Origin of the sequence: Rhodopirellula sp. JB055 (assembly GCF_043100905.1) — a bacterium.
In the GTDB taxonomy this organism is placed as follows: domain Bacteria; phylum Planctomycetota; class Planctomycetia; order Pirellulales; family Pirellulaceae; genus Rhodopirellula.
On the sequence record NZ_JBICHO010000304.1, the window covers coordinates 1 to 16987 of the forward strand.

10 protein-coding genes and 1 pseudogene are annotated in these 16987 nt (G+C 57.7%); 6 read left to right on the forward strand and 5 right to left on the reverse strand.

Features of this window, described 5'->3' with window-relative positions; all coding sequences use genetic code 11:
* Positions 1-987: pseudogene (locus ACF8AM_RS11960) on the reverse strand (mechanosensitive ion channel family protein); the annotation flags it as partial.
* Between the two features lie 336 nt (positions 988-1323).
* Between ACF8AM_RS11960 and ACF8AM_RS11965 the strand changes: the two are divergent.
* Positions 1324-2385, forward strand: a complete 1062-nt coding sequence (locus tag ACF8AM_RS11965; RefSeq protein WP_392555851.1) for a linear amide C-N hydrolase — start codon at positions 1324-1326, stop codon at positions 2383-2385.
* Between the two features lie 274 nt (positions 2386-2659).
* Here ACF8AM_RS11965 and ACF8AM_RS11970 read toward each other — a convergent pair whose 3' ends face one another.
* The 4 genes from ACF8AM_RS11970 to ACF8AM_RS11985 form a co-directional block, all read right to left on the reverse strand.
* Positions 2660-3559, reverse strand: coding sequence for a ParA family protein (locus tag ACF8AM_RS11970; protein ID WP_392555852.1), 900 nt, complete (start codon positions 3557-3559; stop codon positions 2660-2662).
* 215 nt (positions 3560-3774) lie between these two features.
* Entirely contained in the window at positions 3775-4458 is a 684-nt protein-coding gene (locus tag ACF8AM_RS11975) for a TIGR04283 family arsenosugar biosynthesis glycosyltransferase (protein ID WP_392555853.1), read from the reverse strand.
* Positions 4458-5777: an LptF/LptG family permease gene (locus ACF8AM_RS11980; RefSeq protein WP_392555854.1), complete on the reverse strand. Its 1320-nt coding sequence runs from the start codon at positions 5775-5777 to the stop codon at positions 4458-4460. Before ACF8AM_RS11980 ends, ACF8AM_RS11975 begins: the two co-directional genes overlap by 1 nt.
* A 271-nt stretch (positions 5778-6048) precedes the next feature.
* Positions 6049-6579, reverse strand: a complete 531-nt coding sequence (locus ACF8AM_RS11985) for a hypothetical protein (RefSeq protein ID WP_392555860.1) — start codon at positions 6577-6579, stop codon at positions 6049-6051.
* A 271-nt stretch (positions 6580-6850) separates the two neighbouring features.
* Between ACF8AM_RS11985 and ACF8AM_RS11990 the strand changes: the two genes are divergently transcribed.
* From ACF8AM_RS11990 to ACF8AM_RS12010, 5 genes are all read left to right on the forward strand, one after another.
* Entirely contained in the window at positions 6851-8245 is a 1395-nt protein-coding gene (locus ACF8AM_RS11990) for a hypothetical protein (RefSeq protein WP_392555855.1), read from the forward strand.
* 319 nt (positions 8246-8564) lie between these two features.
* On the forward strand, positions 8565-9227 hold the full coding sequence (locus ACF8AM_RS11995; RefSeq protein WP_392555856.1) for a hypothetical protein: 663 nt from the start codon (positions 8565-8567) through the stop codon (positions 9225-9227).
* A 434-nt stretch (positions 9228-9661) separates the two neighbouring features.
* Positions 9662-14923, forward strand: coding sequence for a DUF1549 domain-containing protein (locus ACF8AM_RS12000; RefSeq protein ID WP_392555857.1), 5262 nt, complete (start codon positions 9662-9664; stop codon positions 14921-14923).
* 30 nt (positions 14924-14953) lie between these two features.
* Positions 14954-16450 (forward strand): DUF1501 domain-containing protein, encoded by a 1497-nt coding sequence (locus ACF8AM_RS12005; RefSeq protein WP_392555858.1) that lies wholly within the window; start codon positions 14954-14956, stop codon positions 16448-16450.
* Between the two features lie 347 nt (positions 16451-16797).
* A partial coding sequence (locus ACF8AM_RS12010) for a hypothetical protein (RefSeq protein ID WP_392555859.1) occupies positions 16798-16987 on the forward strand: 190 nt, incomplete at its 3' end.

The window sequence follows — 16987 nt, forward strand, 5'->3', positions numbered from 1 at the left end:
CAGTGCCACCGCGAATCCAACAGCGAGAAAAACGTTCCGAATCGTGTTGGAAATCAATCGTTCGGCGAGTTGGGAAAGCCGAATTTTCCGATCCAAGAGCCAGTTCACAGCTCCGGACAAGACCTTGGAGATCAAGTACGCGGCAACCAAGATCAAAATGAACTTGACGATATTCCATGCCCAACGCTGCCCACCTTCTTTGGAAACAAACCAACCGGCCACAGTCGACCAAGCGGCTTCGGCATCGGTCGTATCGAACTCCACACCGGACACGGCCACGATGTACTTGCGATAGTTTTCGACCTCCCCACCTTTGGCTTCCCATGAATCCAGAACGATTTTCAGCCGATCACTCAGAGAGGTGCGTTCATCCTGCAGGACCGTGATGCCTTCGAGCAAATTCGTTTTCAGCTTGGCAGCCGTATTCGTGGATCCCTTGCCAGTGCTGACGGAAGCAGCAGTGGGTGGCTCCGTTCCCGATGCAGCCTCGGTCGAGTCCTCGCTCTCTTCGCCTTCGGGAGAAACGGGCTTTTGCGAAGCGTCAATGCCATCCACGCCGGTGCTTTCGCGAGCCGCCTTCGTGACCGTTTGCACGGCCTTCTCCGCGACCTTGTCACCTAGTTTTTTGACCTGCTCTGCCTCCGCCAGTGACCTGCTGGCTTCCGCTTCACTTCCGGCGGCCAGCGCGTCACTGGTTTTTCTCACGCCGAGTTTGGCGACCGCGATCTGACGTGCTTTCGCCTTGAGCAATTCAAACCAAGCGTCGGCTTCAACGGCCAACTCGTCCTTCGTCAATGGCTTGACCATCACCCGAAGGCTATCCATCGGGACGTCGGGATCCCCCGTGGTAAGAGGAGCCGGTTTGGGCTTGTCCGATTCCTGCGCAAAGACTGGCAGACCGCTGACACGAAGGGTAAAGAAAGCGAAAATCCCAAACGCAATAACCAAGTGCGTTCGAAAGAGATTGCGATGGGGTGCCTGAAACATGAGACATGGCTCCTCAGGAAGTAACGAAGACGATCGAACGATTTTAGGGGAGAACACAAATACCCTAACGCTGTCGCGCTGGTTCATGAAGAGTGCCCCAAATGGTTATCGGATTGGCGAGCCAATGATTGCCTTCCGTTCCATGAACATTCAAACGTAGTGGATGAGGCGACGAGTCCGTGGATTCGGCGTCAGTCCAGGACTCGTCGCCTCGTCCACTACGCTGTGTATGCGCCGTGACAGAACACCAGCCTTGCAATCTCGCCTCACAACCCGACAATGCCGAGCCTTGTTTGCTTGAGAGACATTTCATCCAGAAAATCAAGGACCAGACGCATGGTGGCACAGCAGCACTTTCTTCATGAATCCATCTGGTCAATCCTGGCGATCGGGTTGGCGATGTCAGCCTCCACCGCAATGGCCTGCACTCGCATTCTGTGGAATACCAATGGCGTCCCGACCGTGGCGGGGCGGACAATGGACTGGGCGGAATCAACAGAACCCAGGCTGCACGTCTTCCCGAGAGGCATGCACCGAAACGGAGGTCGAGTCGGACCGCTTGATATCGGTGACAAGAATCCACTCACCTGGACATCTCGCTATGGATCGGTCGTCGTTTCCGCATACGGCCTGGCATCGGTCGACGGCTTGAACGAAAAGGGATTCGCCATGCACTTGCTGTTCCTAACCGCCACCGACTATGGGCCGCGAAATCCGGAAAAGGCTGGCCTGCAGGCGGGCCTTTGGGGCCAGTACTTGCTCGACAATTCTGCCACGGTCGAAGAAGCTCTGGAGAGAATGAAAGATGTTCAGCCAATCATGGTCGAGCACGCAGGATTCAAGTCATCGCTTCACTTGGCAATCGAAGATGCATCGGGAGATTCTGCGATCATCGAATACGTCGATGGCCAGCCAAAAATCTATCATGGATCCGAACATCAAGTGGTGACCAATGATCCGCCCTATGATGAACAACTTCTCGAGCTAGAGAAGTGGGATTTCGCGAACGCGACACGCCAAACTCCGCTACCCGGGAACGTCAATCCAATTGATCGCTTTGTGCGAGCCAACTATTTCTTGAAGACTCTTCGCAAACCCGAAGGAGAACGAGAAGCGATTGCCACGACATTGTCTCTCGCCCGAAACGCGTCGGTGCCGTTCAACGCGCCCTACAAGACGCCTGGAACGATCTACGACACCGAATACCGCACCGTCGCGAACCTGGATTCCCGACGCTTCTTCTTTGAGCTGACAACCAGTCCTAATGTGATCTGGGTGAACCTGGAGGACTTAGAACTTTCTTCAGGATCTCCTGTTCTGATGCTCGACCCAGATGACATTCATCTGTCAGGCAATGTGAACAAAGAATTCACACCCGTGGCGGCCCCCCCGTTCTAAGCAACGCGTGAATAACAAGTGAAGATGTTAGCGGTGTGGCGCAAGCCGCTCGGTGAGGGACCGGAGGGCTCGCGCCCTTCCGCTGCGTCGCTTATTGTTCACGCGTTGCTAAGCAGGTCGGCAGGAATGATCGGGTAGAACCTCACGTAGGCGAGTCTCTCTGAGACTCGCAAATGACAGCGTCTCGGAGAGACGCCTCTACGTGATCAAGCCCAAGGACTCCCGCTCACGTGCTTAAGCAGGCACGCGGGAAAGCTTTTTCCCCAGCAAGGTCTCACAAGCAGATCAACTCTTCCTGTCGATGGCTCACGGGGATGTCCAAGTTGCGAAGTCGTGAAAGGATTTCACCGCAGAGCTCTCGATAGCGAGCGGCAAACTGGCGGCCGTACTTGGCATCACAGTTCGCTTGCGGGTTGCTCAGCTCGCGTGGATCGACCGCCCGGGCCAATTGAGCCGCGTTGGGAATGACGGACTCAAACGGCGTGGGCAATTTATCATACGGCTCCGCCACCATCGCACGGTGCAGCGGTGTTTGCTGGCGATACAACGTCCACAATGTCCCCAAAGTGTCAACGCGAAAACGCTTGAGTCGATCGACCAAATTCGCTGAGCCACGCACCGACAACTGGTCCGGGACCGATGGGATCACACAGCCATCCGCGATTCGCAAGAACATTTTGACTTGCATCGCAATGCTGGGCGGACAATCGACAATCACGAAGTCATACAGCTCGTTGAGCCACTTCTTCGCACCCGGCATTTGTTTCTTGATCTGGGTAAACAACTCTCGCTCGGTCTGGAACAATCCCGAGCGACGCTTGGATCGAAACGCATTGTTATAGAAGTCGTCGATGCGGAACGAACAGGGAATGACGTCCAAGTAGTCATGGACCGTCGCGACATTGGATGTTTCATTCGCAATGAAGGATCTCAAGTCGTCGACTTCGAAGTCTGGATCGCACATCTCCAGAAACACATCGTGCAACGTGCGTTTGCGGTTCTCGCACTGAAGCATTCTCTTTTCGCCCAACAGCAATTCCCCCGCCATGCTCTGGTGGTCCGCATCGATCACCAAAGTCTTGTACCCTTCCTCTGCCAATGTTTCCGCAATGGCAACCGTCGAAGCGGTCTTTCCAACTCCACCTTTGAGATTGATCATCAAAAGAACAGGCATGGGCTTTTCTGTGGTTTCAAGGGTAGGGAATGGTCTTAGCGAACACCGCCCCCGAGAGGGTGCAAGTGACCACTCAACACTTCACCACAAACTCACAAACGCTCAAATCACGCATCCCAAAATCATGTGATTTCACGTCCGGCGTCGGTAATCCTGCTCCAGTCCGCCCAGCCCTCGTCGTGGGATTATCCCGCACCACCATTGCGACCGTCCGGTCACGCGTCGTAGATCTGTCGCAATTGGTCGGGTGACGCACCGTTTGAAAACGCTCGTTGGATCCGCCAATTCAGCAGCGTTTGACGCACGACGCCGCGTTTCAGCCAACGTCGAGCATCGACGTGCAACGGCCCCGGCAGCAACGTCGCCGAGTGATGCTTTCGCAGGCTCGCCGACAGCATCACGTCTTCCATCAACGCCACTCGCTCGAACCCGCCCACGCGATCATACAACGCGCGATGCACGAAGATCGCTTGGTCGCCGAACAAGTTCGACCGCCCTCGTCCCCGCCATGCATTGCCCCATTCGAGCAAGCGGTAACGCCACGCTGGATGATCGATCCGCTGGTGGAAGCCGCCCCAAGCCGGCCAATTCGCATGTTCGATTTGCGTCCACCAATCCGAAGGCAGTCGATTGTCAGCGTGCAAGAACAACAGCATCTGCCCCGTCGCTGCATCGGCTCCATCTGCCAGTTGCACACCGCGTCCTGGAGGCGACTGAATGGCGCGAACAAGATTGTCATGCATCGCTTCCACGATTGCCACGGTTTTGTCTTGGCTACCTCCGTCAGAGACAATCACCTCCGCGACACCGTGCCTCGAATCGTCAGACAAAACCGATGTGATACAGGGCTCGATGTTGTCCGCTTCGTTCCACGTGGGGACAACGACGCTGACCTTCATCAAACCGTCTGAACGTAACGCAGTCGTGAATACGCCAGCGGTCCAATGATCAACAACGGAATCCAAGCGGCGATCCCTGGAGTCACCAAGTTAGTGCTGCCACCCAGTGTGCTGGCGATGGTTTTCAAAGCAAAGAAACCAATGATCAGGCCGACGGCGGATCCGATCAAAACAAACAGCTTGCGGCCTCGCCGATTGACGACCATTGGCAACACCAACAGGATCAACGCGAAATCCAGTGGGGCTCTTACGATTCGTTCGTGCGTGGTGGTTCGCAACGCTTTGCTGGTGTGCACGGACGGGTTGCGAACTCGACCGGCGAGTTCCATCACGGATGCCAAGCGTGTCGCGGTGTCTTGCGTTTGCAACATGTTGGGGTGAATGCTGGTCACGACGAAGCACTCGGTTGCTTGCAACCACGGCTGATCGGCGGGAGTCAAAATCACCAAATTTTCGCGAGACTGCAGACCAACCGACGGCACTTCACGCAGGTCCTCGGGGCGACGCACGCCACGCAGCAGGTATCCGGTGAACTCGGGCATCGCCGTTCGATCCGCCAGGTCCGTCCAACTGGTGCGTTTGTCTTCTGCGTTGGAGGCGATTATGTGCGACGCCAACTGGGCGGACGCTGCTCCAGTCGGTCCGCTTTCGGCGACACGATCCGGGGAGGCCCCCGCGTCTGGCAACCCTTGGTCGGCGCGCCATTCTGCCATCGCTTGCGGGTCCCACCAGATCGCTTCACGGGCCAGCAGGACATCGTCGAAACCGGCGTAGTCGCTGTACAGCCGGAAGTTGGGTCGCGTGATGACTCGCCCAAGCGTTCGCAGCTTGTCGCCTTCGATCAAGATCCCGGACGATTGGTCGTAGGTCGGCATGACAGCCTGCTCGACATCGCCGGACAGGTTCTTCGCTTTCATCGTCAACGAATCGCGAAAGCGGGGAATCACCCACTCCCGATTCGCTAGCTGGATGGACACAATCGCCAAGGAAGCGATCACCATCGGTCGCAGAATTCGGCCGTGGGAAACTCCGGCGGACAAGGTGGCAGTCAGCTCTCCGGTTCGACGCAGCCAGCCGGCCGTGAACAGGAACGCCATCAAGGTGATGATCGTCCCAGTCATATCAAACATCAGCAGCAAATACGGCCCGTAGAAACGAGCCAACACCAACGGCAAAGGCTCGCCATCCTTGGACTGCGCGATCAGTTCGTCCATTGCCGTGAAAGCGTGAAACACAATGAAGATGCCCGCCAACGACAGAAAACACACGCACACCGTGCGAATGAAGAGAATCAGAATGTAGCGATCAATCTGTGTCACGATGCGGCGGGCAAGTTCAGTGAGGCGAACCGGGTCCGTGAAGCGAACCGGGATTTTGAGAGCAGGGTCTCGAAAGGTTGGGTGAACATGGAAAATCGGATTTCTCCTCTCCCACCTCACCATCGCATCCAACCCGCCGACGCCTCAAGATCAATCGCCAACCCACCAACCTGAAGCACGGTGGTCTCCACCGTGAATTTGCGCTCGGCTCGCTGGGGGCCCCAGCGAGCTACATGGTTCGGTAACTTCAGTGAAAACTGAGTTGACTTAATCAGTCGACCAGCTGAGCACCGGGTGGCAAGGGATCGGCGTGAATGATCACGTCGCCTTGCGAGTCCACACGATTCGATCGGTAGGCACGGGGTCCAAAGGAATCACCTTGAATCGTACCGCCGTACGCATCGGCGGGGTAACCACTTCCGGGAACGATCGTTTCACCGTACCCGATGGTTCCGCTTCCCAAGTACGGGTCCACCGAGCCTTCATAGTAACCTGGCATGCTGGAACTGTACTCACCACCACATCCGTCCCCCACATAAGCTTGCGGTGCAGGGCATGTGTTGCAGGTCCCCGTCGACGCATAAGGAGCGTAGGCAGGTGCCGGTGCGTAAACGGGTTGTTGAGGAACGACCGGCGGCGGCGCAACGGCGGGTCCACGGTTGAACAAACCACAGGATCCGGTGTTGCAACCACCAGCAGCAGGCGGTGGCGGAGGAGCCAACGGGTTGACGGCGCGACCAATGGCACCGACGCGATTGCAAAGACCACAGCTTGCGCCACGGCCGAAAAAGAAGTTTCTCATTCCTGAGCAGCCGGTCGAGGTAACCGTGACCGTCACGAGCGTCAGGAGCGTTAGAGTTCGGATTGTCATCAGAGTTTCCTTGACTGGCAAAGCAGGCGGATCGGGCAAGGTAACCCCAACGGGAAAACCGAGCCTAAACGTTGGCCTTGGCATCAAGACCACTCAAAAGTAGGACGCTCTGAGCGTTGTGCAAACGCAACACGCTAATTTTGGGCAACAATTTGTTGACAAAACGCCACATCCCACCTTCAGGAGGGCCGTGGTAGCCTGGATGCCCCGCACGATTCATACGACCCGTTTGATTGTTCGCATGATGCAGCCCCCTCACTCACTCGCCCCAAAGTCGCTGATGTCGCTCTTCATCATCAGCCGATCATCCGGTTTCCCGATTCGCCACCTCAACAGGCGTGTCTCGCTTCGGCGCACGATCACGCCGTGGGTGCTCTGCGCCGCCGCGAGCTGTTGTCTTGCAATCCAAGCGGGAATTGCCAGCGCGGGGCACCCCATCCCATTTGATTCCGCTGTCTTCTCTCAACCGCTGTCGCTGTCGTCCGCCAACGACTGGACGACCACCGAAACCAACGCCGCCAAGGAATTCGCGGAACGCGACCGAGCGGAAGCAGCCGAAATTCAAGCGGGGAATGAATTGCTCGCGGACGAGTCACTGACATCCGCGTACTCAGTCTCCAATCACTCGCCTTCCATCTCACCCGCGTCGATTACTCCCGGCAGGGTCTCGTCGGGATCGTTCCTGATTCCTTCACCATCCAGTCTGCAACGAGATCTGGCCAGTGATCGTTATTGGTTGATCAGCACGCGGCATATCACCAGCACCGCCTGCCGAGCCAACCTGCAGAACCCTCGCTTCCATATTTCGCGTTTGAATCGCTGCGGGCAAAAGACACCTTCCAGTCTGGATGAATACATCGCCACATTTGATCCCAGTCGGCCGCGTGTGATTTACGTGCACGGCAACCGACGCTCCGCTCCGTTGGCGATTCAACGAGGCATGGAGGTAGCTCGCCAATTGGAACGCAACCGCTGCGAACCGACTCCCATGGATTTTGTGATTTGGAGTTGGCAGAGTGATCGCGAAACGTTTGCCATCACCGACGCACGTATCAAGGCCGAACGCACCGACGCTCAAGGTTTGTACTTGGCTTGGTTGCTGCATCGTCACGTGGAAGCCGCCCAGCCCACGGCGCTGATTGGATTCAGCTTCGGCGGACGAATCGTGACGGGCAGCCTGCATGCGTTGGCCGGCGGGTCGATCGGCCGTCGACGTTTGAGCGAGCCGCCTGTGATGGCCGCAAACCTGGACGTTGGGTTGTTGGCACCTGCCATCCAAAGCGATTGGTTGATGCCCCATGGCTACCATCGCCTCGCGACTCAGAATATGAATCGCTTGGTGCTGTTGTACAACCAACGCGACGCGATCCTTAAGAATTACTGGTTGCTGACGCGAATTCGTGGCACGCGAGCACTTGGTTACACCGGTCCCACGCGATTCGCGCCGCGCTACGATGGGTCACCATTGCCCGTCCGTTCGCGAGATTGTTCGCCGACGGTCGGCAAGGCCCACTCGGAAGAGGAGTACTACAAACGATCGTGCTATGCCGGTCGCGAAATGGCCAGTCTGCTGAGCAGCAGTCTGCAAATCGACTGAGCAACGCCCTGCCAACGGCCGCCGTGATGGACGGCGTAACGATTCTCCATTTCGGTGAATGAAGGATGCTTCCATCAGCCGGCATGCGTTAGCGTCCGATTCGTCGCAACAACCGAAGTCTCGCGTCCATTGGCTGACTGCCCAACTCCCCGCAAGCCGAACAGTTTGACTGAACCGATGAGTTTGCCTGTTGGTTGCGACATGCGAAAGTGAGAGCGTGTTGTACCGGCCCGATCGATCCTGACGATCCGATGGTTGTCGCGACGGATTCGCGACGCTTTGCCCGTTCGGTTTCGCAGGATGCAGTGCCGCCAGTCATATGAAACTCACTTCACTTCACACGTCGGTTCCCGTTTTGTTGGCTGTGATGTTGGCGAGTTGTGCCAGCGTGGAATGCCAAGCCGATTGGCCGTTTCCGTTGTTTCGTCCCGACGGAGCCCAACGGATCGATGTGATCGGTCCCGTCGGCAGTCGCTTGCCGGAATCGTACCGACGTCAATACAACCGCCCGACCTATCTCGGGGGCAAAACCGCGGCGATCATCGCCCCGTCCAGCCAAGAAGCTCGGGCATGGCAGCGGGCAGAGGAATTGGGGCTGTATGACGACAACGGCATCAAGGGCGCGCTGCACGGGAAGCACTGCCCGCCCAAACGCGTCGAACAACATTACTTCTATCCAAAACCCTGGGAAGTCCTGACGGTTGGCCCACGTCGCTCAGTCGCCGCCAACCCCAACGATGCCGATCGGTACCAAGAACCAGTGTTGTTGAATGAAGTCGCAGAAGAATTGGAAAAGGCGGAAACGCTGCACCGCCCTTCGCCGGACGACTTGGAACCGATCACGCCGGAACTTCCAGAACCCGTGCAAGACCCCGCCGCCGACGCATTGGACCTGAACGATCAATCAGCGATTCCCGCCTTCCGTGACCCCGTCGTGGTGGCTCCAGTCAGCGGAATGATTCACCGCAAAGCCGGTGGTTAGGAATGAGCGGTCGAAACCGCGCAGGCCGTTCGCCGGGACTGTTTCATCCCAACGGTGTTCATCCCAGCAGGGATGTCGGATGATAGCCGTCAGCAAGCGATAGCGCCGCCGACGGACATGCAAACCCGACGTCGCCAACCAACTGCGGAGCGGTGACGTTCGATTGACAGTTTGCGGAACTTCACTGTGGCATCGGCTTCCACCCGGTGTTGTATCCTTCCCAGGCCAGGAAGCTGATGACGTTTTTCTGGGGATTTCTCACGTCCGCGTTGCTTGACCGCGACCGCACTCGCCATTAACCTGTTGCAAAGCGGGGATATCCCCCGCTCCCGCCTGCCACACCCCACACGGCTACCGAATCGATCCATCCCCGGGATTGATTCGGATCGGCGATGATTTTTCGTCCCCATGCAGTTGCTTGGAAGGAAATCGTCGTGACAGATCTTTCGTTGATCACGTTGTCCATTCGGTCACCGCGATCCCCATTTCCCCACTTAGCCGTTGTGGGACTTTTCTTTTTCTCTGCCCTCGGCGCCCCACCGAGCTCGGCAGAGGACGAGTCCTCCCCAGCCAAAGAACTCTCTTCGGCTGCGGGTCTGCGCTCGGGCAACGTCAGCTACCAACGTGATGTTCTGCCGGTCCTGCAATCGAACTGCTTCGGATGCCATCAAGGTGCCAAGCAACTCGGCGAATACGTCATGACTGAGTTCGACGCGATGCTTCGCGGTGGCGAAAGCGGCGATGCAGCGATCGTTCCTGGCGATGCCGAGTCGAGCAACCTGGTTTCGCTGATCACGCCTCACGACGGCGTTGCAGAAATGCCCCAACCGCCTCGCAAACCGTTGCACGAAACCGAAGTCGCCACAATTCGGCGATGGATCGATCAAGGCGCAACGAACGACTCGCCGCCAACCACCGGACCGCGATTCGACGCGGACGATCCGCCGATCTACGCGGGTCCGCCGACCTTGCCATCCATCGACCTCTCACCCGACGAAACCTCCCTCGCCGTCGCGGGCTACCACGAGATCTGCCTGGTCGATCCCAAAACAGGCGAGATGCAGGCACGGTTGGTTGGCATGTCGCCTCGCATCAACTCGGTTCGATTCTCACCGGACGGTTCACGCATCGCTGCCGCTGGTGGCACGCCCGGTGAACTGGGTGAACTCCAAATTTGGAACACGTCCACCGGCGAACTGGAACTGTCGCGTCTGATCACCTACGACACCATCACCGGTTTGTCTTGGTCGCCCGACGGAACCCAAATCGCCATCGGAGCCAACGACAACACCGTCCGCGCTCTCGATGCCTCCACCGGCGAACAAGTCCTCTTCCAAGGTGCCCACGAAGATTGGATTCGCGACACGGTGTTCACGCCCGATGGAAAACACTTGGTTTCCGTCGCTCGCGACATGACGTGCAAATTGACGGAAGTCGAAACCGAACGCTTCATCGACAACGTGACGTCGATCACTCCCGGGGCACTGTCCGGCGGTCTGTCCAGCGTTGCCATGCACCCGACTCGTGATGAGATCGTGGTCGGCGGTGCCGACGGCGTGACCAAGGTCTACCGCGTCTTCCGACAAACGAAACGCCAAATCGGCGACGATGCAAATTTGGTTCGCAACCTGCCGCGGCTTAACGGTCGCATCCGCCAAGTCGTGGTGAACTCCACCGGAACGCACCTGGCTGCCGTTGCCACGATCGACGGTCACTCCGAACTGCGAGTTTGGAAGTACGACTTCACCGGGGAACTGACTGACGAACTGAAAGCCATCCTGGGCAAACGGGTCGCCAATCGCTCGGCCGAAGAAAAGAAGAAGGTCGACGAATCGGTCAACGAGACAACCACGCAAACGCTCCACTTCGAATTGCCCGCCGCGGCCTACGCGATGGAGTTGACCGAAGAAGGAAGCGTGTTTGTTGCCGCCAACGACGGGCAAATCCGCCACCTCGATCCAACCGGCAAACTGATCCACACATTCCAGGCTGTGCCGCAAAGCGTTCCGGCACCCGACACGCCACACGTGGCTTCCGCGTTGGAATTGAACTTCGAAAACGAAGGCGCGACCGAGGACCAGCCCACCGAAACGACGATCAATCCGTCGGAAGTGGTCGAGTTGTCCGTCGTCCCAAATTCCATCGAACTGACGTCGCCGTACGACTACGTGCAACTGGTCGCAATTGGAACCCTCGCCGATGGATCGACCGTCGACGTCACGCGTCAAATCACAATCAGCCAATCCAAAGATTTCGCGGCATCGCCCAGCGGGCTGATTCGCCCGCAACACAACACGACCGACGAAGTCACGATCAAGCTCGGATCGCACCAGCACACGTTGCCGATCGAGATCACCGGGCAATCCGAATTGGACGTCGACTTCATTCGTGACGTCAATCCAGTCCTGTCGCGGTTGGGTTGCAACCAAGGCACCTGCCACGGCGCCCAAAAGGGGAAGAACGGATTCCGGTTGTCGCTTCGCGGTTACGATCCGATCTTCGACATCCGCGCCCTGACGGATGACTTGGCCGCGCGACGCATCAATCCATCGGCCCCGGATGACTCCATGATGCTTCGCAAACCGCTGGGCATCACGCCTCACGAAGGCGGCACATTGATGCAAAAGGGCGATCCCTATCACGCGGTGCTGCATCGCTGGATCGCCGACGGGGCCAAACTCGACCTGGAAACTCCTCGTGTCGCATCGCTGGAAGTTTTCCCAAACACCCCCGTCGTTCAATCCACCGAAGCTCGCCAACAAGTCCGGATTGTCGCGACCTATACCAACGGCGAATCACGTGACGTCACGCAAGAAGCATTCGTCAGCTCTGGCAACACGGAAGTCGCCACCGCCGAAGCGGGCGGAATGCTCCATGCCGTTCGTCGCGGAGAAGCTCCCGTGCTGGCTCGATTCGAAGGAGCCTACGCCGCAACGACGCTGACCGTGATGGGCGATCGCACGGGATACGAACAAGCCGACGTGGAAACCTGGGGCCGTATCGACGAATTGGTCTCGCAAAAATGGGAACGCATGAAAATCGTCCCCAGCGAACTCGCGGACGACGCCACGTTCCTTCGGCGAGTGCACCTGGACCTGACTGGGTTGCCTCCCACCAGCCAAACCGTCCGCGAATTCTTAGCGGATGAAACACCCAGCCAACTCAAACGCCAAGCCATCATTGATCGTTTGATCGGCAATGAGGACTTCGTCGAATACTGGACGAACAAGTGGGCGGATCTGTTGCAAGTCAACCGAAAGTTCCTGGGAGTCGAAGGCACCAAACTCTATCGCGATTGGATTCGCAAAGCGGTCGAGGAAAATCGTCCCTACGACGAATTTGCTTACCAAATCCTGACGGCATCCGGTTCCAACCAAACCAACCCCGCCGCGTCGTATTACAAAGTCCTTCGGACCCCCGAGGACACGATGGAAAACACGACGCACCTGTTCCTCGGCATTCGTTTCAATTGCAACAAGTGCCACGACCATCCATTCGAACGCTGGACCCAAGACCAATACTTCGAACTGGCAGCCTACTTCGCGAAAGTTGATCGGAAAAAGGATCCCAAGTCAGGCAACAAAAGAATTGGCGGCACGGCCGTTGAAGGTGCCACGCCACTGTTTGAGATCATCGCTGACACGGCTGATTCGGAAGTCCAGCACGGCCGCACAGGTGAAAACGTGATGCCCTCGTTCCCTTACGAATTAGCCGGTAAGACGACCGCAAAAACCGACAAACGACAGTCACAGAAGGCTCCACCTGAGCAACAAACACTGGTCTCGCAAACCAACCATCCACCGACGCGGCGGGAACACCTCGCCCGGTGGATGGCCGACCCCGGCAACCCGTACTTCGCCCGTTCCTATGTGAATCGGATCTGGGGATACATGACGGGGGTCGGCTTGATCGAACCCATCGATGACATCCGAGCCGGTAACCCACCGTCCAATCCACCATTGCTGGACTACCTCACCGACGAGTTCATTGGTTCGAATTTCGACACGCGGCACTTGATGCGTCTGATCGTCAGCTCACGGACCTATCAGTTGTCGGTCCAGTCCAATCGATGGAACGAAGACGATCATCTGAATTATTCCCACGCCACGCCGCGACGACTTCCAGCCGAAGTGATCTTCGACGCCGTGCATTCGCTCACGGGTGCAACCAGCCAAATCCCTGGCATGCCGGCCGGCACACGAGCCGCCGCGGCAACGGATTCCGGTGTCGCTTTGAAGGACGGCTTCCTCGCCAATCTCGGTCGGCCCGTTCGCGAAACCGCCTGTGAATGCGAACGTGGAACCGACTTGCAACTGGGCCCGGTGATGGCGCTCATCAGCGGCCCCACGATCGGCACCGCGATCAGCGATCCGAAAAACGAACTCGAAAAAATCGTCGCAGAAAACTCCACCGACGAAGCCGTGACCGAAGAGATCTTCTTGCGAGCACTCGGGCGTTACCCGTCCGACAAGGAACGGGCCGCGTTTGCAACGATTCACGACCAAATTCAACGTGATCATGAAACGCTCGTCCAGCGTTTGGCCGATGCCGAAGCGGCTTGGAAAGAACGTTTGCCCCAATTGGAATCTGCTCGCAAAGAGATGCTGGCAAAACTCGCCGATGACATCGAGGCGCGTCGCGCTGAGATTGCTGAGCAGCGATCCCAAATGGAAGCCGACCGTCAACAGAAGATCGATGCCGCCGCGAAAAAGCTCGCTGAACAAAAATCCCGTTTACCGGAACTGGTCGACGCATTCTTGGCGGGCAAAAAGTCCGACACGGAATGGCATCCGCTGACGCCGACCTCGTTGTCTGCCACCAACCGAGCCACCTTGACCGTCCAACCCGACCGCAGCGTTTTGGCCAGCGGAAAGCAGGGCAAGGGTTCTTACATCGTTGAGTTTGAAACGCACCTGACCGGCATCACGGGCTTCCGTGTCGAAGCGTTGACCGATCCAAGCCTGCCGCAAAACGGACCAGGCCGAGCGGGCAACTTCGTGGTCACCGAGATCACGGTTCGAGCCAGCTCAGATGAACCGGGTTCGGACCTCAAAGCGAAGCCCAAAGACTTACCAGCCGTCAAAATCGCTCGTGCCTCGGCCGACTTCCTGCAGAACGGGTTCAAAATCGAAAGCACCTTCGATGGCAACGCGGGCAATCAAAACGCCTGGGCGGTCTCGGGAGCCAACGGCCACGAACATTGGGCCACGTTCCAATTCGCCGAACCAATCACCTCGGAAGGCAAAACCCGTCTGCGATTTGAATTGGCGCAGAACCACAATGCCAAGGAACACCAACTCGGCCGCTTCCGAATCAGCGTGACCACGGCGGAAGGCGAAATTCCGCTGGGCCTTTCCGAGACCTTTGCCGCCGCGGAACGAACGCCCGCCGAACAACGAGGAGATGGCCTCGCAAAGGCAATCAACGCTTACGTCTCAACGATCAATCCGGAATTGAAAGCGGCTCGCGATGCGTTCAATCAAGCCAAGCGGGCGTTGCCAGAAGACAGCCAGATTGTCGAACTGCAAACACGCCGCAAACGCTTTGAAGCCCAGACACCGATTGATCCGGCACTGGTCCAACTGCGTGCGAACGTTGAACAATCCAAGACCCAACTGGCGAATTCTCGTTTGACCGCGGCAGAAGACCTGGTCTGGGCTCTGGTCAATTCGCCGGCGTTCTTGTTCAACCACTGATTCGCTTTCCACCCAACCATCGAGTCAACCATGTTGTCTTTTAAAGGGCCTCGCGCCAAAGATCTCTGCGACCCTCACTTGGGTGAAACCCGACGTGCGTTTTTGCGAGTCGGCGGCGCATCGCTGTTCGGATTATCGCTTCCGCAAATCTTGCAACTGCAATCGCATCAGGCCAAAGCGGCGGAGGCCAGCGGCAACGCGGACACACATCACAGCGGCGGTCCGGGATGGGGAAAAGCCAAGTCGATCATCATGGTCTACTTGCAAGGCGGCCCGAGCCAATTGGATTTGTGGGACCCGAAAGAAAACGTTCCCGACAACGTCAAAAGTCAATTCAAACCAATCTCAACCAAGATCCCGGGCGTCAGATTCACTGAGAACCTGCCGCGTCTGTCTCAGATCAATGACAAGTTCACGATGATCCGGTCGATGTCGTACACGCCCAATGGCTTGTTCAATCACACCGCGGCAATCTACCAAATGATGACGGGCTACACGACCGACAAGGTCAGCCCCTCCGGACAACTCGAACCTCCATCCCCAAAGGACTTCCCCAACTTCGGCAGCAACATCGTCAAGATGAAGCCCATGGAAGAACCGATGCTTCCATTTGTGATGCTCCCGCGTCCGCTGCAAGAATCCAACGTGGTGGGCAAAGGCGGAACCGCCGGTTTCCTGGGCAAAGCCTACGATCCGTACACGCTGTACCCGCCCGGCGACGACATGGACATGGACAAGATGCAGCGCATCCGAACGGATGACCTGTCGCTTCGGGATGAAGTTTTCGATGTTCGTTTGCAACGCCGTGCGAACTTGCGGCAGGCACTCAACGATCAGATGCCGGTCATCAATGAAGCGGTGGAAAAGTTTCAATTGGACCAAAACTACGATCGAGCCCTGTCATTGATCTTGTCCGGCCGAGCCCGCGACGCGTTTCAGTTGTCGGCCGAAGACGATGTCCTGCGGGACGCCTACGGACGCAACTCATTCGGACAAAGTTGCCTGCTCGCTCGCCGCCTGGTCGAGGCGGGAACGCGGGTTGTCGAGGTGATCTGGCCTAAGGTCGCCAACAGCGACAACCACTCCTGGGACCATCACTCGGGGCTGTCCAAACGAATGAAGGTCCAATCGGCTCCGATGCTGGACAATGGCTTGACGACCTTGATCGAGGATCTGGACCAACGTGGTCTGCTCGAAGAAACCTTGGTCGTCGCCGTGGGCGAATTCGGCCGCAGTCCGCAACGAGGCGTCAGCACGTCGGGCAACAACAATTCCGACGACGGTCGCGATCACTGGCCGTATTGCTACACCGCTGTCGTTGCTGGTGCTGGCATGAAACGCGGCTTCGTGTACGGCAAGAGCGACAAGACCGCGTCCGCCCCCGTCGACAACCCGCTGCATCCGGCCGATTTGCTCGCCACGATCTACCATAGCTTCGGCATCGATCCCGAAACGCTGGTCTACAATCATCTCAATCAACCCCGCGAACTCGTCAAAGGCCACGCCGTCACCGCGCTGATGAGCTGATTGGAACGGCCCAACGCGTCTCCCGTAGCCGGATTCGCCAGAATTCGGACCTCCCCCAGAGCAGAACCGTTGTCCTCCACGGTTTGCGTGCGAGTTCGCCGACGTCGAGACGCTCAGCAACGCGTGAATGAGAAACAATACTTGACGCAGAGACGCAGAGACGCAGAGACGCAGAGACGGGGAGGCGGGGAGGCGGGGAGGCGGGGAGGCGGGGAGGCGGAGAGACGGAGAGACGGAGAGACGCAGAGACGCAGAGACGCAGAGCACCGGACAACTTTCAACACGCAAGCTGAACATCCGACGAATTCGCGTTCCGCTGATTCTCTCGCTCCCTCTCGAGCGATCCCATGCGTCTCTGCGCCCTGGCGTCTTTGCGTCAAGAACTCGTCGCCGATCAGCGATGGACGGAAAGCGTCGTTCACACGCACTGCCACCCTCCGAATTCTTGGCGAATCCGGCTACGGGTTGTTGCCCCATTCTTCGTCGTACAAACGCACGAGGATTTGGTCGTTCAAACGATTGGGCGCAACGTCGCGG